This is a genomic window from Vogesella alkaliphila (assembly GCF_014652475.1).
Lineage (GTDB): Bacteria > Pseudomonadota > Gammaproteobacteria > Burkholderiales > Chromobacteriaceae > Vogesella > Vogesella alkaliphila.
The window spans coordinates 392726-418827 of record NZ_BMYW01000002.1; the positions used below are offsets into that span (position 1 = coordinate 392726).

The following is a 26102-nucleotide window of genomic DNA, read 5'->3' on the forward strand; positions in this document are numbered from 1 at the left end:
GTTTTCCGTTGCGGCCAACCTTGCGGGGCCACCCGGACGACAACACCCTAAGCCGGCAGACGTGAAGGCAAAGCAAGGCTTTGCCCAGTGCGGACCGCGGTGCAAAGCGCCCCTTTGCTCCGGCCTTGCGCCCGATTTCCATCGTGGCGGCAAGACGGAAAAACCACGCGCCTCAAGGCCAGCCATCCAGGGCGGCGGCATCACGTCGTACGTACAGAACTGTGCCCCAACGCGCACCGAGTGACACTTCCGGCCATGCCGCGAAGGCCGTAACAGGCGTTACAGGTGCCCGGGACTCCTCCTGCCCACGCGGGAAGCCCAAGCCTTCGTCTGCAGCCGCCTTGCGCATCACGGCAGTGTCCGAGTTAAAGCAACTAAGGACTCAGGTATGCGTTTTCACTTCCCGATCGTCATCATCGACGAAGATTTCCGTAGCGAGAACACCAGCGGCTCCGGCATCCGCGAGCTGGCCAACGCCATCCAGGCCGAAGGCATGGACGTGATCGGCTACACCAGCTACGGCGACCTGACTTCGTTCGCGCAGCAGCAAAGCCGCGCCGCCGGCTTCATCCTGTCGATCGACGACGAGGAATTCCAGACCGACGAGGATGCCACCTCGGCACTGGGCGGCCTGTACGGCTTTGTCGCCGAAATCCGCCGCCGCAACCCGGATATCCCGGTCTACCTGTACGGCGAGACGCGCACCGCGCGCCACATCCCCAACGACATCCTGCGCGAGCTGCACGGCTTCATCCACATGCACGAGGACACGCCGGAGTTCGTGGCACGCCACATCATCCGCGAGGCCAAGAGCTACCTCGACACCCTGGCGCCGCCGTTCTTCCGCGCGCTGGTCAACTACGCGCAGGACGGCTCCTACTCCTGGCACTGCCCCGGCCACTCCGGCGGCGTGGCCTTCCTGAAATCGCCGGTCGGCCAGATGTTCCACCAGTTCTTCGGCGAGAACATGCTGCGCGCCGACGTGTGCAACGCGGTGGAAGAACTGGGTCAGCTGCTGGACCACACCGGCCCGGTGGCGGCCTCGGAACGCAACGCAGCGCGCATCTTCAGCTCCGACCACTGCTTCTTCGTCACCAACGGCACCTCGACCTCGAACAAGATCGTATGGCACAGCACCGTCGCCGCCGGCGACATCGTGCTGGTAGACCGCAACTGCCACAAGTCCAACCTGCACGCGATCATGATGACCGGCGCCATTCCGGTGTTCCTGATGCCGACGCGCAACCACTACGGCATCATCGGCCCGATCCCGAAGGCGGAATTCTCGCTGGACGCGATCCGCGCCAAGATCGCGGCCAACCCGTTCGCGCGCGAGGCGCTGGAAAAGAACCCGAACGCCAAGCCGCGCATCCTGACCATCACCCAGTCCACCTACGACGGCATCATGTACAACGTCGAGGAGATCAAGGGCATTCTGGATGGCGAGGTCGACACCCTGCACTTCGACGAAGCCTGGCTGCCGCACGCCAGCTTCCACGACTTCTACGGCGACTTCCACGCCATCGGCGAGGGCCGCCCGCGCTGCAAGGAGTCGATGATCTTCTCCACCCAGTCCACGCACAAGCTGCTGGCCGGCATCTCGCAGGCGTCGCAGATCCTGGTGCAGGACCCGCAGAACCGCCAGCTGGACACCCACAGCTTCAACGAAGCCTACCTGATGCACACCTCCACCAGCCCGCAGTACGCGATCATCGCCAGCTGCGACGTGGCGGCGGCGATGATGGAGCAGCCGGGCGGCCAGGCGCTGGTCGAGGAATCGCTGGCCGAGGCGCTGGAATTCCGCCGCTCGATGCGCAAGGTGGACGAGGAGTACGGCGAGGACTGGTGGTTCCGCGTGTGGGGCCCGGAGAAGCTGTCGGAAGACGGCATCTGCGACCCGCAGGACTGGGAACTGAAGAACGGCGAAGCCTGGCACGGCTTTGCCGGCATCGAGGACGGCTTCAACCTGCTGGACCCGATCAAGGCCACCATCCTGACCCCGGGCCTGAACGTGGACGGCAGCTTCGAAGAGCTGGGCATCCCGGCGTCGATGGTCACCAAGTACCTGGCCGAACACGGCGTGGTCGTGGAAAAGACCGGCCTGTACAGCTTCTTCATCATGTTCACCATCGGCATCACCAAGGGCCGCTGGAACACGCTGCTGGCCGCGCTGCAACAGTTCAAGGACGACTTCGACAAGAACCAGCCGCTGTGGCGCTGCATGCCGGACTTCGTCGCCAGCCATCCGCAGTACGAGCGCGTCGGCCTCAAGGACCTGTGCCTGAAGATCCACCGCGCCTACCACGAGCACAACGTGGCGCGGCTGACCACCGAGATCTACCTGTCGGAAATGGTGCCGGGCATGAAGCCGTCGGACGCGTTTGCCAAGATGGCGCACCGCGAGGTCGAGCGCGTGCCGGTCGACCAGCTGGAAGGCCGTGTCACCGCGGTACTGCTGACCCCGTATCCGCCGGGCATCCCGCTGCTGATCCCGGGTGAGGTGTTCAACAAGACCATCGTCGACTACCTGCGCTTCACCGAGCAGTTCAACCGCAGCTTCCCCGGCTTCGAGACCGACGTGCACGGCCTGATCGCCGAGGTGCGCGACGGCAAGAAGACCTACTTCGTGGACTGCGTGAAAGCCTGATCCCGCGCGGCAACAAAGCATGCGGCCAACCTTGTGAAAGGTTGGCCGCATTTTTCATGCCCGCACGGTGGGCTTACTGGTAGTCGCGAAAGGCGCGGGCAAAGCTGCCGTCGCGCCGCAGCGCCTGGTAGCTGTGGCGCAGCCGCGCCAGCGTCGCCGGCGGCGTGCCGAGGCTGGCGGCCAGGTACAGCTCCATGGTCAGCGGCAAGGGCAGCAGCTGGCGGAACTGGCGGCAGTCCAGCAGCTCGCGGCGGCAGTAGGCCTGCAGGCTGCCCTCGGAAAGCGGCACCGCATCGATCCAGCCCAGCTGCAGCCGGCGCAGATTGGTTTCCATGTTGTCGGCGACGTCCAGCCCGGCGTGGCGGTTGGCGCTGACCTCGGCAAAGCCCTGTTCGCGCAGCCACTGGCCGCGCACGTCCTGGTTGCTGATGCCGATGCGCAGCTTGCCCGCCTCCGCCAGCGTGCCGGCGTGCAACTCGCGGCGGCTCGCCAGCGCATACAGCGCCACCCGCTCCGCCCCCAGCCACCCCAGCCAGTGGAACTGCGCCTCGCGCGCCGGGGTGCGCGCCAGCGAATAGATCAGCACGTTGGGCTGGTGGCTGGCCAGCGCCATGCTGCGCGCCCACGGATAGACATGATGCTGGAACGGCAGCCCGGCATGGCGCAGCAAGCGCTCGACAAAGCGCGGCGCCGGCCCCTGCAGGCGCTGGCCGACGATGAAATTGAACGGCGGCGCGTCTTCGGTCACCACCTTGAGCATGGCCTGGGCCCCCGTCGGCAGCGACAGCAGGCAGCAACAGGCCAGCAACAGTGCATTCGCAAGCCGCATAAGCCCTCCGGAGCAGGAAAAGCCCGCATCTTGCTGCGTTGTAGCCCACCTGGGCAAGCGAAACAAGCCAGCCGCCAGCAGTGCCCGCCCGCCCCGGCTCCGTAGCGCTACGGAAAGCCGGCCGCCCGCGGCAATGCCATAATGCCGGCATGACACCCCTGCGCCCCTATCTGCTGCCCGCCAGCTGGCTGCTGCTGAGCCTGCTCGCCGGCGGCGTGCTGCTGCTGGCCGGCCTCAGCCAGCAGCGCAGCCAGTTCCAGCAAAACAGCAGCATCGCCCACCGCCTGCTCAGCCAGAAGATGGTGCAGCACGAGGCGGTGCTGGCCACCCTCGCGCTGCAGCAACGGCCGCCGCCCGCGGCGGAGCTGCTGGCCGGCCTGCGCCCGGCGATGCCGCAGCTGCGGGCGCTGGGCCTGCTGCAGGACGGCCGCTGGCTGGGCAGCGGCAACACACTGCCACCGCTGGCCGCCACGCTGGCACGGGCGCGGCAACAGCGCCGCATCCAGACCCAGGCCGCCGGCGCCGCGCAATACTGGCTGGTGGCGCCGTCCGGCTGGAGCCTGCTGCTCGACAGCCGCCGCCTGCTGGCGCCCGGCGAATGGCCGGCCACGCTGCAGCGGGTGCAGCTGCAACTGCCCGGCGGCACCAGCGTGCTGCTGAACCAGCCGATGCCGGCCTGGGGCTGGCCGATGGCGCTAGCCAAGCCGCTGCCGACCAGCGCGCAGCCGTTCACCTTTCACAGCCGGCAGCGTTACGGCATCGCGCAGTGGCCGTGGCTGAGCTGGCTGGCCACGAGCGCGGCGCTGGCGCTGCTGCTGGCGTGGCAGCACAGCCGCCGCCAGGCGCAGCGACAGGCGCAACGCGAGCGGGAACAGGCACGCCTGGCCGCCGTCAGCCGCCTCAGCACCCTGGGCGAGATGGCCGCCGGCATGGCGCACGAGCTGAACCAGCCGCTGACCGCCATCCTCGCCAACCTGCGCGCCTGCCAGCGGCTGCTGGACGACGACGACGAGCGCGACACGGTGCGCCAGGCGCTGGCCAGCAGCGCGGCGCAGGCCAAGCGCGCCGGCGACATCATCGCCCGCCTGCGCGCGCTGGTGACACAGCAGGCACCGCGGCCGCTGGCTGGCGTCGACAGCGCCGCGCTGCTGGCCTCGGTACAGCACCTGCGCCAGGCCGAGCTGGCGGCGCAGGGCATCCGCCTGCACTGCCATGACGCCAGCGCCGGACGGCGGCCACTGGCCGACGGCGTGGCGCTGGAGCAGATCGTGCACAACCTGCTGCAGAACGCCGTCGACGCGCTGGCCGGCCGGCCCGGCAGCGTCGACATCCGCGCCGACATCGACGCCGGCCGCTACCGGCTGCAAGTCCGCGACAGCGGCCCCGGCATCGCCGAGGCCGACCTGCCGCAGCTGTTCCAGCCCTTCTTCAGCACCAAGCCCGGCGGCATGGGGCTGGGCCTCAGCCTGTGCGAGACCCTGGCGCACAGCCTGCACGGCCGGCTCACCGCGGCCAACCTGCCCGCCGGCGGCGCCTGCTTCACGCTGAGCCTGCCGCTGGCCGATGAGGAAACACCATGAACCAGCAGCACTCCCCGCTGATCTACCTGGTCGACGACGACGACGCGGTGCGCGAGGCGCTGGCGCTGCTGCTGAAAAGCGTCGGCCTGCGCGCCGAGGGCTTTGCCAGCCCGCAGCAGTTCCTCGCGCAGCACGACCGCCACGGCATCGGCTGCGTGGTGCTGGACATCCGCATGCCCGGCATCAGCGGCCTGGATGTGCTCGACACCCTCGCCGCCGGCAGCGACCTGCCGGTGATCATGCTGACCGGCCACGGCAACGTCGACCTGTGCCGCCGCGCGTTCAAGAGCGGCGCGGTGGAGTTCCTGCAGAAGCCGGTGGACGACGACCTGTTCCTCGACGCCGTGCAAAAGGCGGTGCGCCAGCACATCGGCAGCCGCGAACGGCAGGCGGCCACGTTGGCCGCACGGCAGAAACTGGCACGGCTATCCGCGCGCGAGCTGGAAGTGCTGCAGCGCATCGCCGACGGCCTGAGCAACAAGGAGATCGCGCGCGAGCTGGTGCTGTCGCCGCGCACGGTGGAGACCTACCGCGCCAACGTGTTCGCCAAGCTGGAGGTCGACACCCTGGCGCAGCTGATCCGCCACTACCTGGCGCTGCTGCCGGATGGCGCCTGACGCCCCCTCCGTAGTGCTACGGAGGCGGCGGCGTAATCGACCGAATGTTGCCATCGCCCATGTTTGCCTAAGATGAAGCCATCCCTCGCCCCACAACGAACAGGAGCTTCACCATGATCCGCACCACCTGCACCGCCCTGCTGCTCGCCACCGCCACCCTGGCCCAGGCCGCCCCGCTGACCGAACGCAATATCTCGCTGGCCGATGCCGGCAAGCTGGCCACCGACGCCGTGGCCCAGTGCCAGGCCAAGGGCTGGAACGTCGGTGTCAGCGTGGTCGACCGCGCCGGCAACCTGAAGGCCTTCGCCCGCGCCGACAACGCCGGCCCGCACACCATCGAGGCCAGCCGTGCCAAGGCCTACACCTCCGCCTCCGCCAAGGCCCCGACCCAGGCGATGATGGAAAACGCGCAGAAGAATCCGGGCGCGGCCAACCTGACCGACATCCCGGGCTTCCTGCTGCTGGGCGGCGGCGTGCCGCTGAAGGCCGGTAACGAGGTGATCGGCGCCATTGGCATCGGCGGCGCACCGGGCGGCCACCTGGACGAGCAGTGCGCACTGGCCGCGATTGAAGCCAACGCCGCGCTGTTCAAGTAAGCACCCTGCGGCCAACGTTGGCCGCAGCCGCACAGCACAAGGCCACGCCCATGGGCGTGGCCTTGTGCTTTGCAATGCGAGCGGTGGCTCAGTCCGCCAGCGCCTGCGCCAGGTCGGCCAGGATGTCGGCGATGTCCTCGATGCCGATCGACAAGCGCAGCTGGCCCTCGCGGATGCCCAGCGCCGCCTTCTGCGCCGGCGGCATGCCGCCGTGCGACATGGTATAGCTGTGGTTGACCAGCGACTCCACCCCGCCCAGCGACTCGGCGAGCAGGAACAGCTGCAGCCGGCTGGCGACGCGGCTGGCGGCCTCGCGGCGGTCTTCCTTCAGGTAGACGGTGACGATGCCGCCGAAGCGGCGCATCTGGCGTTTGGCCAGCTCGTGGCCAGGGTGGTCGGGCAGGCCGGGGAAGAACACCCTGTCGATCGCCGGATGGCCCTGCAGGAAGGCGGCGACCTTCTCCGCGTTGTCGCAGTGCCGCTCCATGCGCAGCGCCAGCGTCTTGATGCCGCGCAGGGTCAGGAAACAGTCCTGCGGCCCCGGCACCGCGCCGGCGGCGTTCTGGATGAACTTGATCGCCTTGAACAGCGCCGCGTCGTTGACCGCCACCAGCCCCAGCAGCACGTCGGAGTGGCCGCCGAGGTACTTGGTGGCGGAGTGCACCACGATGTCGGCGCCCTGGTTCAGCGGGTTCTGCAGGTAGGGCGTGGCGAAGGTGTTGTCCACCGCCACCACCGCCCCGTGGCTGTGGGCGATCGCCGCCAGCGCGGCGATGTCGACCATGCCCAGCAGCGGGTTGGTCGGCGTCTCCAGCCACACAAGCCGGGTGCTGCTGCCGATGACGGCCTCAAGGTTGGCCGCATCGGACAGGTCGGCAAAGGTCACCTTGATGCCCTGCGCCGCCATCACCTTGTCGAGGATGCGGTAGGCGCCGCCGTACAGGTCGGCCACCGCGATCACCTCGTCGCCGGGCCCCAGCGTGGCGCGCATCACCGCGTCGATCGCCGCCATGCCGCTGGCGAAGGCGAGGCCGTGCGCCGCGTCTTCCAGCGCCGCGAAATTGGCCTCCAGCACCGCCCGCGTCGGGGTGCCGGTACGGGCGTAGGCGAATTCCAGCGACTCGCCCACCGCGTCGTGGGCAAAGGCGGAGGTCTGGTAGATCGGCGGCATCACCGCGCGGTTGTGCTGGTGGTAGTCAAAACCGGCGTGGATCGCCTTGGTGGCAAATTTCATGGTCTCCCTCGTTTCGCTCATGGCCGCATGGGGCGCGTCAGCGGGCGTGGGCGCGGCCGAAGTGGCGCTCCACCCGTTGCTGCAGCTGTTCGAACAGCGCGCTCAGCACCCAGTAGATCGCCGCCGCCATCAGGTACAGCGGCAGCGGCTGGAAAGTCTGCGCGATCAGGTCCTTGGTCACCATCATCAGCTCGGAGACGGTGATCACCGACACCAGCGAGGTGTCCTTGATCAGCGAGATCAGGCTGTTGGCGAGGCTGGGCACCGCCAGCCGCACCGCCTGCGGCGCGATGACGTAGCGCACCGCAGGCCACCAGCCCAGGCCCAGCGACAGCGCCGCGTCCCACTGCCCGCGCTCGACGCCGGCCATCGCGCCGCGCAGGCTCTCCGACAGGTAGGCGGCCACGTTCAGCGTCAGCGCCAGAATGCCGGCGGTGACCGGCTCGAACTCGATGCCGACGCTGGGCAGGCCGTAGTAGATGACAAAAATCTGCACCAGCAGCGGCGTGCCGCGCATCAGGCTGACGTACAGCGCCGCCAGCTGCGACAGCAGCGGCACCTGCGCGATGCGCAGCAGCGCCACGGCGAAGCCCAGCGTCAGGCCCAGCACCATCGCCGAGACCGCGAACAGCAAGGTGTAGCCGACCCCGGTCATCAGCACCGGGACGGCGGTCATTGCCAACTCAAGCCATTCCATCATTCATCCTTCAAATACAAACGCCTCCGCAACTGGCGGAGGCGTCAAGCTTGGCCGCAGCGCTCAGCGTGCGCCCGGTGCCTTCGATACGTCGATGCCGAACCACTTCACCGAGATTTTCTTGAAGCTGCCGTCCTTGTGCAAGGCATTCAGCGCGCCGTCCAGCGCCACCTTGAACTTCGGATTGCCCTTGGCGAACGGGATGCCCATCTGCGTCGCGCTGCCCACCGCGGCGCCCGCCTTCAGCGGCAGCTTGGCTTCCTTGATCGCGAACGGGATCAGCAGGCTGTCGTTGATGCCGGCATCGATGCGGCCGGTGGCCAGATCCTGGAAGATTTCCGGTGCCGACGGGTAGAACTTGGACTCGATAGCGCCCTGCGCCTTCACCATCTCGGCGTAGTTGCTGCCCTGGGTCACGCCCATCTTCTTGCCGGCGAGGTCGGCCAGGCTCTTGAAGTTGCGCTTCTCGTTCTTGCGCACGATCAGCTGCGCGCTGGAGATGGTGTACGGCTGCGAGAAGTCGAACACTTCCTTGCGCTTGTCGGTGATCGACACCTGGTTCATCACCACGTCGAACTTGCCACCCTGCAGGCCGGCCAGCAGGCCGCTCCACTCGCCGGTGATGAATTCCGGCTTCAGCTTCAGCTTCTGCGCCAGCGCCGAGCCCAGCTCCACCTCGAAACCGGTCAGCTTCTGGTCCTTGTCCTTGAAGTTGAACGGCGGGTAGGTGCCTTCCAGCGCGATCTTCAGCGTGCCGCGCTGCTGCACGGTGTCCAGCAGGTCGGCCGCGTAAACGTTGGCCGCAGCGCCCAGCAGCGTCAGGGTAAGCAGAACTTTTTTCATTTTTTATTCCTTTTTGATATTGATTTCAAAATCAATAAAACAGAAAGAACTATAACAAAGCCGACCGCTTTGCTCCAGCCTTGGCAGCGAATGAAAACGCATAAGGAAATCACCAAAAGCGGATAACAGCGGCGCCGGGTCAGCGGCAATCCAGAGCGCGATTGTACGCAATATCCCGCGCGCTGGCGCGGAAGTATTGCCAGTCCCTGGCAAGCCGGCCCACCCCGCAGGCAAAGAAAAAGCCCGGCCATGCCGGGCTTGCTGATGCCGTCGCGGCCGGGAACGGGCTTAGACGTTGAACAGGAAGTTCAGCACGTCGCCGTCCTGCACCACGTAGTCCTTGCCTTCAGCGCGCATCTTGCCGGCCTCCTTGGCCTTGGCCTCGCCGCCGTAGGCGACGAAATCGGCAAAGGAGATGGTCTGCGCACGGATGAAGCCGCGTTCGAAGTCGGTGTGGATCACGCCGGCCGCCTGCGGCGCGGTGTCGCCGACGTGGATGGTCCAGGCGCGCACTTCCTTCACCCCGGCGGTGAAGTAGGTCTGCAGGCCCAAGAGCTTGTAGCCGGTGCGGATCAGGCGGTTGAGGCCCGGCTCTTCCAGGCCCATGTCGGCGAGGAATTCCGCCTTGTCGGCGTCGTCGAGATCGGCGATCTCGCTCTCGATGGCGGCGCACAGCGCCACCACCGGTGCGCCTTCGGCTTCGGCCAGCGCCTTCAGCTTGTCCAGGTGCGGGTTGTTGTCGAAGCCGTCTTCCGCCACGTTGGCGACGTACATCGCCGGCTTGACGGTCAGCAGGCACAGCGGCTTGAGCAGGGCCAGCTCGTCCGCGTCCAGCTTCATGCTGCGTACCGGCTTGCCTTCGTTCAGGTGCGGCATCAGTTTTTCCAGCAGCGCCACCAGCTTCTGCGCGTCCTTGTCGCCGGCGCGGGCCTTCTTGCCGTCACGGACGATGGCCTTTTCCACCGCCGACATGTCGGCCAGTGCCAGTTCTGTGCCGATGGTTTCCAGGTCGGCGATCGGATCGACACGGCCGGCAACGTGCACCACGTTGTCGTCGTCGAAGCAGCGCACCACGTTGACGATGGCGTCGGTCTCGCGGATGTTGGCCAGGAACTTGTTGCCCAGGCCCTCGCCCTTGGAGGCGCCCGCCACCAGACCGGCGATGTCGACGAATTCGACGATGGCCGGCTGGGTCTTCTGCGGGTTGACGATCTTGCACAGCTCGTCCAGGCGCGGGTCCGGCACTTCCACGATGCCGACGTTAGGCTCGATGGTGCAGAACGGATAGTTGGCCGCTTCGATACCGGCCTTGGTCAGTGCATTGAACAGGGTGGACTTGCCGACGTTGGGCAGACCGACGATACCGCATTTCAGACTCATGGGAATTCCTCGAATTTTCCGGCCTGCGCGCTGGGCGCCGCAGGCATTGACCGGTGGCATTGTACCACCTGGCCGATCATTTTTTGTGCACTCGGGCCTGGCCGCAGCCTGCGGCCAACCTTTACTTGGCGGCGGTGTGCAGCGTCTTCATCGCCGCCGCGCTGTTGCCGGCCAGCACGTCCGGCATCACCTGCAGCGCCTTGGCGATGGCGTCGTCGATCGCCTGCTGCTCTTCGGCGCGCGCCTTTTTCAGCACGAAGTTGGCGACCTCGTTGCGATCGCCGGGATGGCCGATACCCAGGCGCAGGCGCCAGAAGTTGGGCGAACCCAGCTTGGCGATGATGTCCTTCAGGCCGTTGTGGCCGCCGTGGCCGCCGCCCTGCTTCAGCCGCGCCGCGCCCGGCGGCAGGTCCAGCTCGTCGTGCACCACCAGGATTTCTTCCGGCGCGATCTTGTAGAAGCGCGCCAGCGCGCCCACCGCCTGGCCGGACAGGTTCATGTAGGTCATCGGCTTGAGCAGCCACAGGTCGCCTGCGGCCAGCGTGGCGCGCGACACCTCGCCGAAATACTTGCCCTCGCCACGCAGCGGCGCCTTGTGCTGCCAGGCCAGCTCGTCCACCAGCCAGAAGCCTGCGTTATGGCGCGTTCTTTCGTATTCCGGCCCGGGATTCCCCAGCCCCACCACCAGACGGATTGCCGACATTCTCTTGATCCCAACAATGAAAAACCCGCTGCAGAGAGTATCAGCAGCGGGCCTCGTACCGCACCGTCAAACGGTGAGGCGCTTAAGCATTACACGCGAGCGAAGTCGATGTGCAGCACCAGTTGCTTGAACGGGTGGTTCTGGAAAGCAGCAACCTTGACTTGCTCTTTCTGACCGTCGATCACCAGATCCAGCACTTCGTTGTGGAAGGCTTCGGTTTTCAGCGCGTAGTACATGGTGTTGTGGTCCAGGGTGATGGACACGGCTTCCTTGCCTGCGCCGTAAACGACAGCAGGGGTTTGACCAGCGCGACGCAGGCGGCGGCTCGCACCAGTACCTTCCAGAACGCGCTTGGTAGCGATAACTTCGATTGCCATTTGAATAACTCCAGTTAGCTTTGCAGCTTGATTTAAATCTCCAGCCCGCCGCGACCAGTGGGCTGAACGTTTACGGCAGGCAGGCGCCCGACGAAACCAGGTCCTCGTTGAAGAGGTAGGACACCGATTCTTCGTTGTTGATGCGACGCAGGGTTTCTGCGATCAGGCCACCAATCGATACCACGCGGATGCGGCTGCTCTGCTTGGCTTGCGCCGACAGCGGAATGGTATCGGTGATCACGACTTGGTCGATGTCCGAATTGTTGATGCGATCCACGGCCTGGCCGGAGAAGATGGCGTGCGAGGCGTAGGCCAGCACGCGCTCGGCACCGCGCTCTTTCAGTGCGGAAGCGGCCTTGCACAGGGTGTTCGCGGTGTCGATCATGTCGTCGACGATCAGGCAGGTACGGCCCTGCACGTCACCGATGATGTTCATCACTTCGGCCACGTTGGCTTTCGGACGACGCTTGTCGATGATCGCGAGATCGGTATTCAGCGCCTTGGCCACTGCACGGGCACGTACCACGCCGCCGACGTCCGGGCTGACCACGATCAGGTCTTCGATGCGCTGCGAACGGATGTCCTTCAGCAGCACCGGGGTCGCGTACACGTTGTCCACCGGCATGTCGAAGAAGCCCTGGATCTGGTCGGCGTGCAGGTCGACGGTCAGCACGCGGTCGATACCGGCGCTGGTCAGCATGTTGGCCACCAGTTTGGCGGTGATCGGCACACGGGCGGAGCGCGGACGACGATCCTGGCGCGCGTAACCGAAGTACGGAATCGCGGCGGTGATACGACCGGCGGAGGCGCGTTTCAGCGCGTCGGCCATGGTCAGGATCTCCATCAGGTTGTCGTTGGTCGGCGCACAGGTCGACTGCAGGATGAACACGTCGCGACCGCGCACGTTTTCCAGCAGCTCCACCGCGACTTCACCATCGCTGAACTTGCCCACATCGGCGCGGCCGAGGGAAATGTCGAGGTGCTTGACCACGTTTTGTGCAAGTTCCGGATTTGCGGTACCGGTGAAGACCATCAAACTATCGTATGCAGCCATAATAAAAGAATTGCCTTAAATCGGTAGATAAAGAAAAAGCGTGTAAGGAGCCTTACACGCTTTTTTTCTTAGTTTACTCTCGTAAGCCTGGCTGAGGAGGAAGGATTCGAACCTTCGCATGCCGGAATCAAAATCCGGTGCCTTAACCAACTTGGCGACTCCCCAGTATTCTTTAAATTGTGCAGGGTTTTGGCTGAGGAGGAAGGATTCGAACCTTCGCATGCCGGAATCAAAATCCGGTGCCTTAACCAACTTGGCGACTCCCCAGTAGCACTGCTATTCCCCGTCAAACATCGGATGCGCTGCCAACCCCTTGGCAACAAAGCCGCTGAATCGTGACGACAGGGAACGATATACTGTTTTTGCTTGATCTTCGTTGCCGCATTCCAGAAACACGCAGGCTCCGGAACCGGTCATCAACGGCGAGCCACATTCTCTTAATGCGCTCAAGGCTTCATTTACCGCTGGATACATTTGGCAAACAACGCCTTGCAAATCGTTCTGTTTTTGCGGCGTCGTTGCTAGGGTTCGCATTGTGGAGAAACTGGCCTGCCCTGTCAACACCTGGCGTGAAAATTCCTTGAAAACCGCCACCGTCGGCACATGCACTGTTGGGTGCAACACCACATACCAGGTTTCCGGCAGGCTGATTTCGCTCAGCTCTTCGCCGATGCCGGTGGCGCGCGCATTGCGCCCGAAGATGAACACCGGCACGTCGGCCCCCAGTTGCACGCCCAGCTGCATCAGCGCCTCGCGCGACAGGCCGCAGCCCCACAGCTGGTTGAGCGCCAGCAGCACGGTCGCCGCATCGGAGGAGCCGCCGCCGAGGCCGCCGCCCATCGGGATGCGCTTGTGCAGACGCAGGTTGGCGCCCTGCGTGCTGCCACTGGCCTGCTGCAACAGCCGCGCCGCCCGCACGGTGAGATCGCTGTCCGCCGGCACGCCGGGAATGGGATTCAGCAGCACGATGTCGCCGTCGTCGCGCAGCGCGATGTCGATGCTGTCGCACAGGTCGATGAAGCGGAAATCGCTGTCCAGCAGGTGATAGCCGTCGTCACGCTTGCCGGTGATCAGCAGGTTGAGGTTGAGCTTGGCCGGCGCCGGAAAGGTATGGAACACAGGTTCGGTCATGGAGCGGGAAGGGCAGTATCGGGTTGCAGGGGAACAAACTGGCGCCAGTCGGACAGCACCAGGCGGATGGTCAGGCCCTCGCGCTCCAGCTCGACGCGGCGCGGCTGGCCAAGGTTGGCCGCATCGCGGTGGATGCGGATCAGCCAGCCCTGCTGCTGCAGATGGCCTTCCGGGGTGGTGGTGTAGGGAAACTGCGGCGCCGGGTGGCCACGCACCCACCACACCAGGTTGGCCAGCGGCAGCGGCCAGCCCAGCTGGCGTTCGGTCAGCGTCTCGACGTCGCTGGCGAACTGCTGCTGGCCGTCGGCCAGCAGGGTGACGCCGTGGCTGTCACGGTGCAGGCTGGCGACGGTATTGCCCACCGGCGTCTTGATCGCCAGCTGGTCGTCGTCCGCGGTGTGCTGCCAGTCAAAGCCGGCGACGTGGCCCTTGCCGTCCAGATTCACCGCCAGCCGGCCGGCGACGTCGAAGGGCTGGTCCTGCACCTGAGGCTGCAACGGTGCCGCACTGGACGGCACTTCCTTGAACGAGGCACAGCCAGCGAACAGCCACAGCGGCAGCAGCAGTAATAGCCAGCGCGCGATCATGGCAGCAGGCGTTGCAGGGTTTCACGCAGCACCGGGTGATCCGGCTCCTTCTTGTGCGCCTCGGCCCACAGCTTGCGCGCCTCGTCGAGGCGCCCGGACTGCCACAGCACCTCGCCCAGATGGGCGGCCACTTCGGCGTCCGGCATGCTGGCGTAGGAGGCCTGCAGGTATTGCAGCGCCTGCTCCAGCTTGCCGAGCTTGTAGTACACCCAGCCCAGGCTGTCGAGGATCATCGGGTCGTCCGGCGCCGCCTGGTGCGCCTTCTCCACGTAGGCCAGCGCCTCGCGGTAGCGCGTGGTGTGGTTGCTGAGCGCGTAGCCCAACGCATTCAGCGCGTGCACGTGGTCCGGCACCAGCTCCAGCACCTGCAGCAGGTCCTTTTCCGCCAGCGGGAACTGCCCGTCCAGCTCCGACAGCAGTGCGCGGTCGTACAGCAGTTCGGTGGCCCGCGGCTGGCGTTGCAGGCCCTGGTTCAGCAGCGTCATCGCCTGCGCGCGGTCGCCGGCATTCTTGGCGATCTGCGCCTGCAGCGCGACCACCCGCACCAGCTGGCTGCCGTCGCCGGCCAGCGGCTGCAGGTCGTTGATCGCCTGCTGCCAGTTGCCGTCCGCGGCGTCCAGCTGCGCCAGGCGCAGCCGTGCCGGCAGGTAGTTCTCGCCCTGCCCCACCTGCTGGTACCAGTGGCGCGCCTGTTGCGGCTGTTTCTGTTCGTCCGCCAGCTGGCCCAGGGTGTAGCGCAGGGAGTCGGCATCGGCGTAACCGGCTTGCAGCGCGGCCTCCAGCTGACGGCGCGCCAGCGGCAGGTTGCCGTTCTGGAACGCCAGCAGGCCGACCATGTTCAGCAGTTCCGCCTGTTTCGGGTACTGTTGCAGCGCCTTTTCGGCGTGGCGCTGCGCGTCGGTGTAGCGCTTCTCGCTGGCCAGCAGCCGCACCATGGTCAGGTTCAGCTCCAGGCTGGCGGCGGGACGCAGCTGCAGCTGCGCCTGCAGGAAGTCGATGGCGGAGGGGACCGAGTGGCGGCGCAGGCGGTCGACCTGCCACAGCAGCGGCAGATCCCACGTCGGGGCGATTTGGGCGAGACGGGCGAACTCCTTGTCGACCTCGGCCTGCTCGCCGGCCTCGGCGGCGACCGCCAGGTGGGCGAAGCGCGCCTCCGGCAGCTCCGGATAGCGCTCGGCCAGGTCGCTGACCAGTTTCGCCGCGGCGCCCCGGTCCGGCTGGCGGGCCAGCAGGCGCGCCAGCTGCACGAAGATGGCACCGGCGCGCGCCGGTTGCCGCGCCAGCATGCCTTCCACCAGCGGCTGGCTTTCCGCCAGCTTGCCGGCGCGCAGCAGCGCGATCAGCAGCTGTTCACGCGCCGAATCGGCATCCGGGTCCAGCTCGATCCACAGGGCCAGCGCCTCGGAGGCCTGGCGCACGTTGCCGGAGAACATCGCGAATTCGGAGGCGCGCTGCGCCACGCGCGGGTCGCGGGTTTCGCGCGCCAGTTGCAGATAGGTTTCCGCGGCGACACCGGCGCCGCCGCGCTGCACCACGATCTCGCCGGCCAGCAGGCCGTACAGCCACTCCTCGCTCAGCTCCAGCTTGGGGATGCGCGGGTTGTCGACTGTTTCCTCTTCGACCGCCTCGTCGGCGAGATCCTCGACCACCGCTTCCGCGCTGACGGACGGCGCGGGGGGAGCGGGCGGGACGCTGGCGCAGGCGGCCAGGGCAAGGGGAGCGAGTGCTGCGGCGATACGGAGTAGTGCGTTCATGCTTGGCCTAAACATCGGTTCAGACGGGTAGAATACCACGCCCATTCGTTTAATCATGCCCACGGCAAGGAAAACTGCAATGCCGGAATTGCCAGAAGTCGAAACCACCTGTCGCGGCATCACGCCTCTGCTGCTGCACGCCACCATCCGTGGCGTGACCGTGCGCGAGGCGCGCCTGCGCTGGCCGGTGCCGCCGGACCTTGCGGCCAACCTTGCCGGTCGCCGCGTGCTCGGCATCAGCCGCCGCGCCAAGTACCTGCTCGTCGACTTCGAACACGGCACGCTGATCCTGCATCTGGGCATGTCCGGCAGCCTGCGCTTCGTGGCGCCGGGCACGCCGCCGGAAAAACATGACCATGTAGACATCGATCTGGGGCAAACGGTTCTGCGCTATCGCGATCCGCGCCGCTTTGGCGCCATCCTGTGGCAGCAGGGTCCGGCCCTTGCGCATCCGCTGCTGGCACGGCTGGGGCCGGAGCCGCTGTCCTACGCCTTCGACGGCGCGGTGCTGCAGCAGGCGCTCCGGCGCCGCGGCAGCGCCATCAAGCTGGCGATCATGGACAACCACGTGGTGGTCGGCGTCGGCAACATCTACGCCAACGAGGCGCTGTTCCACGCCGGCATCCACCCGGCCCGCGCCGCCAACGGCCTCAGCGGCGAGGAGTGCGCGCGGCTGGCCGCCGAGATCAAGGCGGTGCTGGCGCGCGCCATCGACGCCGGCGGCAGCACGCTGCGCGACTTTGTCGACGCCAAAGGGAAACCGGGCTACTTCCAGCAAAGCTATATGGTCTACGGCCGCCGCGACCTGCCCTGCCACGTCTGCGGCAGCCTGATCCGCGAGCTGCGCCAGGGACAGCGCAGCTCCTGCTTTTGCCCGCATTGCCAGCCGTGTTAAATTGCGCCGCGTCGCCTGACTGATAAAGCCCATCGTGCATCGTCCCACCTCCTGGCCTACCCGCCTGCTCCGCCTCGGCCGCCTCGGCATGCACTTGCTGCGCGGCCTGCTGGTGATCGCCACCCGCTATCCGCACCTGACGCAACCGGCCCGCGCAGTGATCACCCAACGCTGGTCGCGCCACCTGCTGCACATCCTGGCGATCAAGGTGCGCGTCCACGGCACGCCGCCGGCGGTGTACCCGGCCAACACCCTGGTGGTCGCCAACCACGTGTCGTGGCTGGACATCTTCGCGCTCAACAGCGTCACCGTGTCGCGCTTTGTGGCCAAGAAGGAGCTGCGCGACTGGCCGCTGGCCGGTTTCCTGATCAAGAACGCCGGCACCCTGTTCATCGACCGCAACAACCGCCGCGACGCCAGCCGCGTCAACGAGCAGCTGGCCAAGGCCTTGCAGGACGGCGGCTGCATGGCGGTGTTCCCGGAGGCCACCACCTCCGACGGCCGCCGCCTGCTGCCGTTCAAGGCCTCGCTGTTCGAGGCCTCGCGCCTGGCGCACGCCACGGTGCAGCCGGTGGCGATCCGCTACCTGACTCCCGGCGGCCACCACTGCGCCGCCGCCGCCTACGCCGGCGACACCAGCTTCTGGCAGAGCCTGTGCCTGATCCTGGCCAGCCGCGCCATGGTGGTGGAGCTGAGCTACACCGCCGCCATCCCGCCCTACGACACCGCGCTGGCCAGCCGCTTCCAGCTGTCGGAAACCGCGCGCGACGCCATCCGCGACGCGCTGCAGCTGCCGCCAGACGCCGTTGCCGCCGCCGACTAGCCGCCCCGCCCCTACTCCGGCCACCCTTCACGCCGCCGGCATGGGGGTGCCGATGCTGCGCAGCAACAATGCCAGCCTGCTAGACGGAGAAAGCCAATACGGAGATTCCCCAATAGGGTTTTCCGCGATGGGGAAATACCCAATGTTGGCGCCCTGCCCGCCTGCCGCATGATCCTCGCCAAGACGCCAACACAGCGTGAGCGGCCATCACGTCGCCAGACACAGGAGAGTGCACCATGCAGAACAAACCCTTTTACAAGAGCCTGTATTTCCAGGTCATTGTCGCCATCGTACTGGGGGTGACCCTCGGGCACCTGATGCCGGAACTCGGCGCCAAGCTGAAGCCGCTGGGCGACGGCTTCATCAAGCTGGTGAAAATGATGATCGCGCCGATCATCTTCTGCACCATCGTGGTCGGCATTGCCGGCATGGAAGACATGAAGAAGGTTGGCCGCGTCGGCGGCAAGGCCTTGCTGTACTTCGAGGTGGTGACCACGCTGGCGCTGGCCATCGGCCTGCTGGTGGTGAACTACGTGCAGCCGGGTGCCGGCATGAACGTGGACCCGAGCACGCTGGACGCCGGTGCCATCGCCAAGTACACCGAAAAGGCCGCCGGCCAGAGCACGGTGGACTTCATCCTGCACGTGATTCCGCAAAGCGCGATCGGCGCCTTTGCCGAAGGCGAGATCCTGCAGGTCCTGCTGTTCTCGGTGCTGTTCGGCGCCGGCCTGTCGCTGATGGGCGAGCAGGGCAAACCGGTGCTGGGCTTCTTTGAAAAAGTGTCGCACGTGCTGTTCGCGATGATCGGCTTCATCATGAAGCTGGCCCCGATCGGCGCCTTCGGCGCGATGGCCTTCACCATCGGCAAGTACGGCGTCGGCAGCCTGGTGCAGCTGGCCTCGCTGATGGGGACCTTCTACCTGACCTGCGTGCTGTTCGTCGGCCTGGTGCTGGGCACCATCGCCCGCTGCTACGGTTTCAGCGTGTGGAAGCTGATCAAGTACATCAAGGAAGAGCTGCTGATCGTACTGGGCACCTCGTCCTCCGAATCCGCGCTGCCGCGCCTGATGAGCAAGCTGGAACAGCTGGGCTGCGCCAAGCCGGTGGTGGGCCTGGTGGTACCGACCGGTTACTCCTTCAACCTGGACGGCACCTCGATCTACCTGACCATGGCGGCGATCTTCATCGCCCAGGCCTGCAATATCGACCTGACCCTGACCCAGGAGCTGACCATCCTCGGCGTGCTGCTGCTGACCTCCAAGGGCGCCGCCGGCGTCACCGGCTCCGGCTTCATCACCCTGGCCGCCACGCTGGCGGTGGTACCGGAAATCCCGGTCGCCGGCCTCGCGCTGATCCTCGGTATCGACCGCTTCATGTCCGAAGCCCGCGCCATCACCAACCTGATCGGCAACGCGGTGGCCACCGTGGTGGTCGCCAAGTGGGAAAACTCGCTGGATGCAGAACAGATGGCCCGCGAGCTGGCCAACCCGACGCCGATCAACCACGGCGCCCCGGTACAGGCCCCGCACCTGATCCGCGAAGTGTCGCAAGAGCTGAGCTGATCGCGTTCACCGCCAAACACAAAGCCCCTGTCGCGAGACAGGGGCTTTTTGCTTGCGGCCAACGTTGGCCGCAGCCGCCGCGCCTTATCTTGGGCTTACTTGACCTTGCCGATCTCGCGGTACGGCGGGCACGGCAGCGAGAACTGGGCGCGGTCTTCCAGCCGCACCGCGGTGAGGCTGCCGCCCCACAGGCAGCCGCTGTCGATGGCCAGCACGTCCTCGCTCAGCATCAGCCCCAGCGCCGACCAGTGGCCGCAGACGATGGGCGTGTCCATGCTGCGCCGCCCCTCCACCGCGAACCACGGCTGCAGGTGCGCCGGCGCGCCGTCCAGCTCGCCCTTGTAGGACAGGTCCAGCTCGCCGTCGCTGTTGATGAAGCGCATCCGCGTCATCGCGTTGATGATCAGCCGCCAGCGGTCCATGCCCTTCAGCTCGCCGTGCCAGCGCGAGGGCTTGTTGCCGTACAGCTTGGCGAACAGCTTGCGGTAGTCCTTGCCCGACAGCTCGTCCTCGACCTCCTCCGCCAGCCGCAGCGCCTTGTTGATGCTCCACTCCGGCAGCAGGCCGGCGTGCACCATCGCGTAGCCCTGCTCGTAGATCATCAGCGGCTGGCAGCGCAGCCAGTCCAGCAGCAGCTTGCTGTCGGCGGCGTCCAGCACGTCGTCGATGGTGTCGTCGCTGTGGATCTTGCCGTAGCCCTCGGCCACCGCCAGCAGGTGCAGGTCGTGGTTGCCGAGCACCATCTGCGTGCAGTCCTGGTGCTCGAACACCCAGCGCAGCACCGCCAGCGACTCCGGGCCGCGGTTGACCAGGTCGCCGGTCAGCCACAGCGTGTCGCGGCCGGGGTTGAATTCAATCTGGCGCAAGAGCGCCATAAAGGGCGTGAAGCAGCCCTGCAAATCGCCAATCGCGTAGGTGGCCATGTGTTGTTGTCCTGTTGATGAATGCGGCCAACCTTGGCCTGAGCCGTGCCGCACCGCCGCGCCCGCCGGCACAGCAAGCGGCGGCGGGCCGGCCGCCAATGATAAAGGAAAGCGCATGGCCGTATCGTGCCGCTGGCTCTACAATGCGCGTTGCCCATGAAAGATTGACGACATCCCATGTCCCTGCTGCAACTGAATCCGCCGCAACGCGCCGCCATCATGTCGCTGGACGGCCCGCTGCTGGTACTGGCCGGCGCCGGCTCCGGCAAGACGCGGGTGATCACCCAGAAGATCGAGTACCTGATCCGCGAGGGCGGCTACGACGCGCGCAACATCGCCGCCATCACCTTCACCAACAAGGCGGCGCGCGAGATGCTGGAGCGCGTCGGCAAGCTGATGAGCAGCCGCGAGCTGAAGGGCATCACCGTGTCCACCTTCCACTCGCTGGGCATGCAATTGCTGCGCCAGGAGGCACCGCACCTGGGCTACAAGCCGCAGTTCTCCATCCTCGACAGCTACGACGCCGCCAAGATCATCTCCGACGTGCTCAAGACCACGCACAAGGACGAGGTGCGCAAGGTGCAGAGCCGCATCTCGCTGTGGAAGAACGAGCTGCTCGGCCCCGACGCCGCCATCGTGCAGGCCGACAACGAGTTCGACCGCATCTGCGCGATGACCTACGCCAGCTACCAGGCCACGCTCACCGCCTACCAGGCGATGGACTTCGACGACCTGATCCGCTTCCCGGTCGAGCTGTTCCTGGGCAACGCCGAGGTGCTGCAGAAGTGGCAGCACAAGCTGCGCTACCTGCTGATCGACGAATACCAGGACACCAACACCTGCCAGTACCAGCTGGTGAAGCTGCTCACCGGCGCGCGCGGCATGTTCACCGCGGTGGGCGACGACGACCAGTCCATCTACGCCTGGCGCGGCGCCAATATGGAAAACCTGCGCCTGCTGCAGCACGACTTCCCAAAACTCAAGGTGATCAAGCTGGAGCAGAACTACCGCTCCACCGCGCGCATCCTGCGTGCGGCCAACTCGGTGATCGCCAACAACCCCAAGCTGTTCGAGAAGCAGCTGTGGAGCGAGCTGGGCCTGGGCGAACCCATCCACGTGGTGCAGTGCAAGGACGAGGAGCACGAGGCCGACGTGGTGGTGCAGCGCCTGCTGGCGCACAAGTTCGAGCACCGCACCGAGTTCAAGGACTACGCCATCCTCTACCGCGGCAACTACCAGGCGCGCATCTTCGAGCAGGCGCTGCGCAACCAGCGCATCCCCTACCAGATGGCCGGCGGGCAGAGCTTCTTCGACAAGCCGGAGATCAAGGACGTGCTGTCCTACCTGCGCCTGATCGCCAACCCCGACGACGACCCGGCCTTCATCCGCGCGCTGACCACACCCAAGCGCGGCGTCGGCGCCACCACGCTGGAGCGGCTCGGCGCCTGGGCCGGCCAGCGCGGCAACAGCCTGTTCGCCGCCGCGCACGAGGAAGGCTTCCAGCAGCAGGTCGGTGCCGCACAGCTGGCGCCGCTGCAGGACTTCTGCCGCTTCATCGTCAACCTGGAATACCGCGCCACGCGCGAACCGGCCGGCGAGCTGGTGATGGAGATGCTGAAGGCGGTCGGCTTCGAGGCCTGGCTGTACGACAGCGAGGACAGCCAGCGCGCCGCCGAGGTGAAGTGGAAAAACGTGATGGACCTGGTGGCGTGGCTGCAGAAGAAGGGCGAGGCCGATGGCAAGAACCTGATCGAGCTGTCGCAGACCATCGCACTGATTACCATGCTGGAAGGCCGCGACGAGGGCGAGGTCGACGCGGTGAAGATGTCGACCCTGCACGCATCGAAAGGGCTGGAATACCCGCACGTGTTCCTGATCGGCTGCGAGGAGGGCATCCTGCCGCACAGCGAATCGGTGGACAACGGCATGGTGGAGGAAGAACGGCGGCTGATGTACGTCGGCATCACCCGCGCCCAGCGCAGCCTGACGCTGACCTACTGCGTGAAGCGCCGCCGCGCCGGCGAGTGGCTGTTCGTCGAGCCGTCGCGCTTCATCGGCGAGATCAACGGCGACGACATCCGCCACTTCGGCAAGCCCGGCGCCGAACCCATCGTCAGCAAGCGCGAGGGCAAGAGCAAGCTCGCCAGCCTGATGGCCAGCCTCGACAGCAAGGTGCAGAAGCCGGAGGAGTGAGTACGGCCTTGCGGCCAACCCTGGCCGCAATGAAAAACGCCGCGCAACAGCGCGGCGTTTTTTCTGACGACAAGCAACGGCTTACTTGGCGGCGTTGGTCAGGTATTCCACGGCGGCCTTGAATTCGGCATCGGAACCGCTGTAGCCGCCCTTCGGTGGCATCGCGTTCAGGCCCTTGGTGGCGGACGCCACCAGACCGTCCAGGCCCTTGGCCAGACGTGGCGCCCAAGCAGCCTTGTCGCCGAACTTCGGTGCACCGGCCGCGCCGCTGTCGTGGCAGGCCATGCACACGCTGGCGTACACTTTCTTGCCCACGACCGCCGGATCGGCAGCGGCACCGGCTTCGGCACCACCCACTGGCGGCTCGGTGAACTGGCCGCCGGCGGCGTTACCCATATAGGCCACCGCGCGCTTCAGCTCGTCGTCGGTCAGGTCGGCCGCGCCGCCCTTAGCCGGCATCGCGTTGAAGCCTTCCAGCGCGTGCTTGACCAGGGTATCCCAGCCCTGTGCCACGCGCGGGCCCCAGGCGCCGGCGTCGCCGAATTTCGGTGCGCCAGCCAGGCCGGCGCCGTGACAGGAGATGCAGATGCCGGTGTAAACCTGCTGGCCGGTGCGCATACCCGGAGGCGCGTCGCTGGCCACGGATTCGCCGATAGGCTTGAGGCGGGCGGCAACGGCTTCCTTGCTCATCACTTCCGCATTGACATCAAAACCGCTGGTGGCCAGTTTCGCCAGCAACCAGATACCCACCACGACCAGTACGACGATACCGAGCAAGATCGTGACGATCTGGCCTGGCGCTTTGGTTTCGTTACTCATTCCAGCCTCGCTGTAATAATGTCATTCAAAAATTGGGGAAATTATACGGAAAGCCCCCGCACAAGGCAAAGGCGCCAGGAACTTTCCGGAAATCCGTGAAACCGGCAGTCACGACTGGACGCTGGGCGCCGCTATGCGCTATGATCCGCCTGCTTTTTTGCGCAGCACCCGTAGCTCAGTTGGATAGAGTGTCAGTTTCCGAAGCTGAAGGTCAGTGGTTCGATCCCACTCGGGTGCGCCAATCCGCCGGATTATCCGGCATCCCGCCGCGGTGTTCTTTGCGGATTGTCAAAGCCGCCTCCTCGCTGTGCCCCTCCCCGGCGTCTGCCGAATTTATATACCCCGAGCATGTCCCGTGCGCGGTCATATCGCGCGATGTGTTGCAGCTACACACGCCGGCACGCGCGCCAGATGCCATCCTGCCGCAAATTCCTGCCCGGCGTGGCAAATCTCCGTAAGATGTCGCCTTCCCGAAGATCAGGCAGGAGATGTCATGCAGTTGCAAGCCGTTACCGGCGCACTCGAACAGATCGTGTGCTACGACAAGACCGGTTATTCCCCCCTCGAACTCGCAGGTCAGCGTATCGGCTGTGTCAACGACATCTGGCGCGAACGCCTGCTGACGCAGGAGGCAGCGATCTTCCGCGAGGAAAACGGCGTGCTGAAGGCGCTGGACGACGAGCCGGACTTTGCCGCGCGCAGCGCCACCCTCGCCGCCGCCGCGCTGCGCTGGCGCGACGCCGGCTGGCTCAACGGCTGGCGCGACGAGCAGTTCACCGCCTACTTCACCGACGGCACGCCGGCCTTCGCGATGGAACGCGCCGCGTTCCGTCCGCTGGGGCTGACCAGCCGCGCGGTGCACCTCAACGGCCTGCAGCGCATGGCCGACGGCGAGATCCGCATGTGGGTCGGCCGCCGCAGCCCGTTCAAGGACGTGGCGCCCAACCGCCTCGACAACCTGATGGGCGGTGGCATCGCCGCCGGCGAGAGCATCCAGATCGCGCTGGAGCGCGAAGGCTGGGAAGAGGCCGGCATCCCGCCGACGCGGCTGGAACTGCTGCCGCAGACCGCGCTCTTGCTGGCCGAGCGCCCGGTGCCGCGCGGCCTGCACCGCGAATGGCTTTACGTGTTCGACCTGTGGCTGAAGGAAGGCGAAATCCCGCAGAACCAGGACGGCGAAGTGGCCGAGCACGTGCTGATGCCGCTGGCGGAAGTGGAACAGCACCTGGTCAACGGCCAGTTCATGAGCGACGCCGCGCTGACCGCCATCGACTGCCTGGCACGGCTGGGTTACTGGGGCGACGATACCGCGCTGCACGCGCTGCTGGCCGGGGTGCGCGGCGTACCCGGCACCGACACCGCCGGCCGCTAAGCCGGCACCAAGGTTGGCCGCAACCGTTGCGGCCAAGCTTTGCCGCCTGCCGCGGCGGATGGATTTTTGCTACAGTGACCTTCTTTCCCCGTAGCCAAGCCGCCGCGTCATGACCGCCTTTACCAGCTGCAACCCCGCCTCCGGCGAGGTGGTGTACACCCGCCCCGCCCTGTCCGCCGATTCCCTGCCGCCACAACTGGTCGCGCTGCGCCGCGCGCAGCACGCGTGGTCTCACCTCGCGACCGCCGATCGCGCCGCGCGCCTGCTGCGGCTGGCCGACAGGCTGGCGGCCAGCCGTCATGCGCTGGCGGCCCTGGTGTCGCTGGAAGTGGGCAAGCTGGAGCGCGAATGCCTGGCCGAGATCGACAAGTCGGTGCAACTGATCCGCTACTACGCCGACCTCGCGCCGACGCTGCTGGCCAGCAAGGACATCGCCACCGGCGCCAGCAAGAGCGGCGTCGCCTTCGAGCCGCTGGGCATCGTGCTGGCGATCATGCCGTGGAACTACCCGGTGTGGCAGGTGCTGCGCTTCGCGGTGCCGGCGCTGATGGCCGGCAACGCCTGCCTGGTGAAGCCGGCGCCGTCGGTGCCGCAGTGCAGCGCGCTGCTGCTGGACATCGTGCACGCGGCCGGACTGGACGTGCTGGACGTGGCGTGGATCGACCACGAGGCGGTCGACGACGCGATACGCGGCTGCGACGCGGTCGCCTTCACCGGCTCCACCACCACCGGGCGCCAGATCGCCGCCATGGCCGGCCGCCACCTGAAGAAAACCGTGCTGGAGCTGGGTGGCAGCAACCCCTTCATCGTGCTAGCCGACGCCGACGTCGAGGCCGCCGCCAGCGAGGCCGCGCACTCGCGCTTTCGCGACGCCGGCCAGAGCTGCAACGCCGCCAAGCGCATGATCGTGGTGCCGGAGATCGCCGACGCCTTCGTCGCCGCCTTTCTCGAACACGTCCGCGCGCTGGTGCCCGGCCATCCGGCCGACGCCGCCACCACGCTGGCGCCGCTGACCCGCGCCGACCTGCGCGAGGCGCTGCACGCGCAGGTGCTGGACGCGCAGGGCCACGGCGCGCAGCTGCTGGCCGGCGGCCTCATGCCGCACGGCGCCGGCTTCTACTACCCGGCCACGGTGCTGGACCACGTCAACAGCGCCTGCCGCATCTACCACGAGGAGGTGTTCGGCCCGGTGGCCAGCATCCTGCGTGCGGCCAACGTCGACGACGCCATCCGTCTGGCCAACGACACCCCGTTCGGCCTCGGCGCCACCATCTTCAGCGCCGACACCGAGCAGGCGTGGCGGCTGGGCCGCGAGATCGAGGCCGGCGCGGTGTTCATCAACCGCTACACCAGCTCCGACCTGCGCCTGCCCTTCGGCGGCGTCAAGGCCTCCGGCTACGGCCGCGAGCTGTCCGAATTCGGCCTCTACGAATTCGTCAACGTGAAGACCTACTGGCAAAAATAAGCCCCGTGGCGGCCGCGGCCT

23 protein-coding genes and 3 tRNA genes are annotated in these 26102 nt (G+C 66.5%); 11 read left to right on the top strand and 15 right to left on the bottom strand.

Annotation, left to right across the window (positions count from 1 at the left end; genetic code table 11):
* Positions 1 to 388 precede the first annotated feature (388 nt).
* Positions 389 to 2647 (top strand): arginine/lysine/ornithine decarboxylase, encoded by a 2259-nt coding sequence (locus IE100_RS05095; RefSeq protein ID WP_189373026.1) that lies wholly within the window; start codon positions 389 to 391, stop codon positions 2645 to 2647.
* Positions 2648 to 2720: 73 nt separating this feature from the next.
* Here the strand turns inward: IE100_RS05095 and IE100_RS05100 are convergent, their stop codons facing one another.
* Complete coding sequence (locus IE100_RS05100) at positions 2721 to 3476, bottom strand: substrate-binding periplasmic protein (protein WP_189373027.1); 756 nt, start codon at positions 3474 to 3476, stop codon at positions 2721 to 2723.
* A gap of 149 nt (positions 3477 to 3625) precedes the next feature.
* On the opposite strand from IE100_RS05100, the gene IE100_RS05105 reads away from it, so the two are divergent.
* The 3 genes from IE100_RS05105 to IE100_RS05115 all read left to right on the top strand — a co-directional run bounded on the left by IE100_RS05105 (position 3626) and on the right by IE100_RS05115 (position 6269).
* Entirely contained in the window at positions 3626 to 5056 is a 1431-nt protein-coding gene (locus tag IE100_RS05105; RefSeq protein ID WP_189373028.1) for a sensor histidine kinase, read from the top strand.
* Positions 5053 to 5673, top strand: a complete 621-nt coding sequence (locus tag IE100_RS05110) for a response regulator transcription factor (RefSeq protein ID WP_189373029.1) — start codon at positions 5053 to 5055, stop codon at positions 5671 to 5673. The genes IE100_RS05105 and IE100_RS05110 overlap by 4 nt, the downstream gene beginning before the upstream one ends.
* A 113-nt stretch (positions 5674 to 5786) precedes the next feature.
* Complete coding sequence (locus tag IE100_RS05115) at positions 5787 to 6269, top strand: GlcG/HbpS family heme-binding protein (RefSeq protein ID WP_189373030.1); 483 nt, start codon at positions 5787 to 5789, stop codon at positions 6267 to 6269.
* Positions 6270 to 6357: 88 nt separating this feature from the next.
* On the opposite strand, the gene IE100_RS05120 is transcribed toward IE100_RS05115, so the two are convergent.
* The 12 genes from IE100_RS05120 to IE100_RS05175 all read right to left on the bottom strand — a co-directional run bounded on the left by IE100_RS05120 (position 6358) and on the right by IE100_RS05175 (position 16029).
* Positions 6358 to 7503 carry a trans-sulfuration enzyme family protein gene (locus IE100_RS05120; RefSeq protein WP_189373031.1) on the bottom strand — a complete coding sequence of 382 codons (1146 nt, stop codon included), beginning with the start codon at positions 7501 to 7503 and terminating at the stop codon, positions 6358 to 6360.
* A gap of 37 nt (positions 7504 to 7540) precedes the next feature.
* On the bottom strand, positions 7541 to 8203 hold the full coding sequence (locus tag IE100_RS05125; RefSeq protein WP_268245204.1) for an amino acid ABC transporter permease: 663 nt from the start codon (positions 8201 to 8203) through the stop codon (positions 7541 to 7543).
* 60 nt (positions 8204 to 8263) lie between these two features.
* Positions 8264 to 9043, bottom strand: a complete 780-nt coding sequence (locus IE100_RS05130; protein WP_189373032.1) for a transporter substrate-binding domain-containing protein — start codon at positions 9041 to 9043, stop codon at positions 8264 to 8266.
* Between the two features lie 288 nt (positions 9044 to 9331).
* The gene (ychF, locus tag IE100_RS05135) at positions 9332 to 10423 is read right to left on the bottom strand and encodes a redox-regulated ATPase YchF (protein ID WP_189373033.1); all 1092 of its coding nucleotides are present in this window, start codon (positions 10421 to 10423) and stop codon (positions 9332 to 9334) included.
* 121 nt (positions 10424 to 10544) lie between these two features.
* Complete coding sequence (pth, locus tag IE100_RS05140; protein WP_189351772.1) at positions 10545 to 11126, bottom strand: aminoacyl-tRNA hydrolase; 582 nt, start codon at positions 11124 to 11126, stop codon at positions 10545 to 10547.
* Positions 11127 to 11215: 89 nt separating this feature from the next.
* Complete coding sequence (gene rplY, locus IE100_RS05145) at positions 11216 to 11503, bottom strand: 50S ribosomal protein L25 (protein ID WP_189373034.1); 288 nt, start codon at positions 11501 to 11503, stop codon at positions 11216 to 11218.
* Between the two features lie 70 nt (positions 11504 to 11573).
* Entirely contained in the window at positions 11574 to 12557 is a 984-nt protein-coding gene (locus tag IE100_RS05150) for a ribose-phosphate pyrophosphokinase (protein ID WP_189351774.1), read from the bottom strand.
* A gap of 88 nt (positions 12558 to 12645) precedes the next feature.
* Positions 12646 to 12722, bottom strand: a tRNA-Gln gene (locus IE100_RS05155).
* A 25-nt stretch (positions 12723 to 12747) separates the two neighbouring features.
* Positions 12748 to 12824: transfer RNA gene (locus IE100_RS05160), tRNA-Gln, on the bottom strand.
* Positions 12825 to 12833: 9 nt separating this feature from the next.
* Positions 12834 to 13688, bottom strand: coding sequence for a 4-(cytidine 5'-diphospho)-2-C-methyl-D-erythritol kinase (gene ispE / locus IE100_RS05165; RefSeq protein ID WP_189373035.1), 855 nt, complete (start codon positions 13686 to 13688; stop codon positions 12834 to 12836).
* Positions 13685 to 14275: a lipoprotein insertase outer membrane protein LolB gene (lolB, locus tag IE100_RS05170; RefSeq protein ID WP_189373036.1), complete on the bottom strand. Its 591-nt coding sequence runs from the start codon at positions 14273 to 14275 to the stop codon at positions 13685 to 13687. Before lolB ends, ispE begins: the two co-directional genes overlap by 4 nt.
* A complete protein-coding gene (locus tag IE100_RS05175; RefSeq protein ID WP_189373037.1) occupies positions 14272 to 16029 on the bottom strand; it encodes a tetratricopeptide repeat protein in 1758 nt (585 codons plus the stop codon). The genes lolB and IE100_RS05175 overlap by 4 nt, the downstream gene beginning before the upstream one ends.
* Before the next feature lie 79 nt (positions 16030 to 16108).
* Here IE100_RS05175 and mutM point away from each other — a divergent pair, with 79 nt between their 5' ends.
* From mutM to IE100_RS05190, 3 genes are all read left to right on the top strand, one after another.
* Positions 16109 to 16924: a bifunctional DNA-formamidopyrimidine glycosylase/DNA-(apurinic or apyrimidinic site) lyase gene (gene mutM, locus IE100_RS05180; RefSeq protein WP_189373038.1), complete on the top strand. Its 816-nt coding sequence runs from the start codon at positions 16109 to 16111 to the stop codon at positions 16922 to 16924.
* Positions 16925 to 16958: 34 nt separating this feature from the next.
* Entirely contained in the window at positions 16959 to 17747 is a 789-nt protein-coding gene (locus IE100_RS05185; RefSeq protein ID WP_229800232.1) for a lysophospholipid acyltransferase family protein, read from the top strand.
* A 236-nt stretch (positions 17748 to 17983) separates the two neighbouring features.
* Positions 17984 to 19309 (top strand): dicarboxylate/amino acid:cation symporter, encoded by a 1326-nt coding sequence (locus IE100_RS05190; protein WP_189373039.1) that lies wholly within the window; start codon positions 17984 to 17986, stop codon positions 19307 to 19309.
* 95 nt (positions 19310 to 19404) lie between these two features.
* On the opposite strand, the gene IE100_RS05195 is transcribed toward IE100_RS05190, so the two are convergent.
* Entirely contained in the window at positions 19405 to 20232 is an 828-nt protein-coding gene (locus IE100_RS05195) for a symmetrical bis(5'-nucleosyl)-tetraphosphatase (protein WP_189373040.1), read from the bottom strand.
* 177 nt (positions 20233 to 20409) lie between these two features.
* On the opposite strand from IE100_RS05195, the gene IE100_RS05200 reads away from it, so the two are divergent.
* On the top strand, positions 20410 to 22425 hold the full coding sequence (locus tag IE100_RS05200; RefSeq protein WP_189373041.1) for a UvrD-helicase domain-containing protein: 2016 nt from the start codon (positions 20410 to 20412) through the stop codon (positions 22423 to 22425).
* 81 nt (positions 22426 to 22506) lie between these two features.
* Here the strand turns inward: IE100_RS05200 and IE100_RS05205 are convergent, their stop codons facing one another.
* The gene (locus IE100_RS05205) at positions 22507 to 23244 is read right to left on the bottom strand and encodes a c-type cytochrome (RefSeq protein WP_189373042.1); all 738 of its coding nucleotides are present in this window, start codon (positions 23242 to 23244) and stop codon (positions 22507 to 22509) included.
* Between the two features lie 164 nt (positions 23245 to 23408).
* Here IE100_RS05205 and IE100_RS05210 point away from each other — a divergent pair.
* The 3 genes from IE100_RS05210 to IE100_RS05220 all read left to right on the top strand — a co-directional run bounded on the left by IE100_RS05210 (position 23409) and on the right by IE100_RS05220 (position 26081).
* Positions 23409 to 23485 (top strand) — tRNA-Arg (locus tag IE100_RS05210).
* Between the two features lie 252 nt (positions 23486 to 23737).
* Positions 23738 to 24616 carry an NUDIX hydrolase gene (locus tag IE100_RS05215; protein ID WP_189373043.1) on the top strand — a complete coding sequence of 293 codons (879 nt, stop codon included), beginning with the start codon at positions 23738 to 23740 and terminating at the stop codon, positions 24614 to 24616.
* A 109-nt stretch (positions 24617 to 24725) separates the two neighbouring features.
* A complete protein-coding gene (locus IE100_RS05220; RefSeq protein ID WP_189373044.1) occupies positions 24726 to 26081 on the top strand; it encodes an aldehyde dehydrogenase family protein in 1356 nt (451 codons plus the stop codon).
* Positions 26082 to 26102: the final 21 nt, after the last annotated feature.

Bases quoted from the DNA above. Each gene is read 5' to 3' on its own strand.
- IE100_RS05095 (WP_189373026.1), top strand. From the start codon at position 389: ATGCGTTTTCACTTCCCGATCGTCATCATCGACGAAGATTTCCGTAGC.
- IE100_RS05100 (WP_189373027.1), bottom strand. From the start codon at position 3,476: ATGCGGCTTGCGAATGCACTGTTGCTGGCCTGTTGCTGCCTGCTGTCG.
- IE100_RS05105 (WP_189373028.1), top strand. From the start codon at position 3,626: ATGACACCCCTGCGCCCCTATCTGCTGCCCGCCAGCTGGCTGCTGCTG.
- IE100_RS05110 (WP_189373029.1), top strand. From the start codon at position 5,053: ATGAACCAGCAGCACTCCCCGCTGATCTACCTGGTCGACGACGACGAC.
- IE100_RS05115 (WP_189373030.1), top strand. From the start codon at position 5,787: ATGATCCGCACCACCTGCACCGCCCTGCTGCTCGCCACCGCCACCCTG.
- IE100_RS05120 (WP_189373031.1), bottom strand. From the start codon at position 7,503: ATGAAATTTGCCACCAAGGCGATCCACGCCGGTTTTGACTACCACCAG.
- IE100_RS05125 (WP_268245204.1), bottom strand. From the start codon at position 8,203: ATGATGGAATGGCTTGAGTTGGCAATGACCGCCGTCCCGGTGCTGATG.
- IE100_RS05130 (WP_189373032.1), bottom strand. From the start codon at position 9,043: ATGAAAAAAGTTCTGCTTACCCTGACGCTGCTGGGCGCTGCGGCCAAC.
- ychF (WP_189373033.1), bottom strand. From the start codon at position 10,423: ATGAGTCTGAAATGCGGTATCGTCGGTCTGCCCAACGTCGGCAAGTCC.
- pth (WP_189351772.1), bottom strand. From the start codon at position 11,126: ATGTCGGCAATCCGTCTGGTGGTGGGGCTGGGGAATCCCGGGCCGGAA.
- rplY (WP_189373034.1), bottom strand. From the start codon at position 11,503: ATGGCAATCGAAGTTATCGCTACCAAGCGCGTTCTGGAAGGTACTGGT.
- IE100_RS05150 (WP_189351774.1), bottom strand. From the start codon at position 12,557: ATGGCTGCATACGATAGTTTGATGGTCTTCACCGGTACCGCAAATCCG.
- ispE (WP_189373035.1), bottom strand. From the start codon at position 13,688: ATGACCGAACCTGTGTTCCATACCTTTCCGGCGCCGGCCAAGCTCAAC.
- lolB (WP_189373036.1), bottom strand. From the start codon at position 14,275: ATGATCGCGCGCTGGCTATTACTGCTGCTGCCGCTGTGGCTGTTCGCT.
- IE100_RS05175 (WP_189373037.1), bottom strand. From the start codon at position 16,029: ATGAACGCACTACTCCGTATCGCCGCAGCACTCGCTCCCCTTGCCCTG.
- mutM (WP_189373038.1), top strand. From the start codon at position 16,109: ATGCCGGAATTGCCAGAAGTCGAAACCACCTGTCGCGGCATCACGCCT.
- IE100_RS05190 (WP_189373039.1), top strand. From the start codon at position 17,984: ATGCAGAACAAACCCTTTTACAAGAGCCTGTATTTCCAGGTCATTGTC.
- IE100_RS05195 (WP_189373040.1), bottom strand. From the start codon at position 20,232: ATGGCCACCTACGCGATTGGCGATTTGCAGGGCTGCTTCACGCCCTTT.
- IE100_RS05200 (WP_189373041.1), top strand. From the start codon at position 20,410: ATGTCCCTGCTGCAACTGAATCCGCCGCAACGCGCCGCCATCATGTCG.
- IE100_RS05205 (WP_189373042.1), bottom strand. From the start codon at position 23,244: ATGAGTAACGAAACCAAAGCGCCAGGCCAGATCGTCACGATCTTGCTC.
- IE100_RS05215 (WP_189373043.1), top strand. From the start codon at position 23,738: ATGCAGTTGCAAGCCGTTACCGGCGCACTCGAACAGATCGTGTGCTAC.
- IE100_RS05220 (WP_189373044.1), top strand. From the start codon at position 24,726: ATGACCGCCTTTACCAGCTGCAACCCCGCCTCCGGCGAGGTGGTGTAC.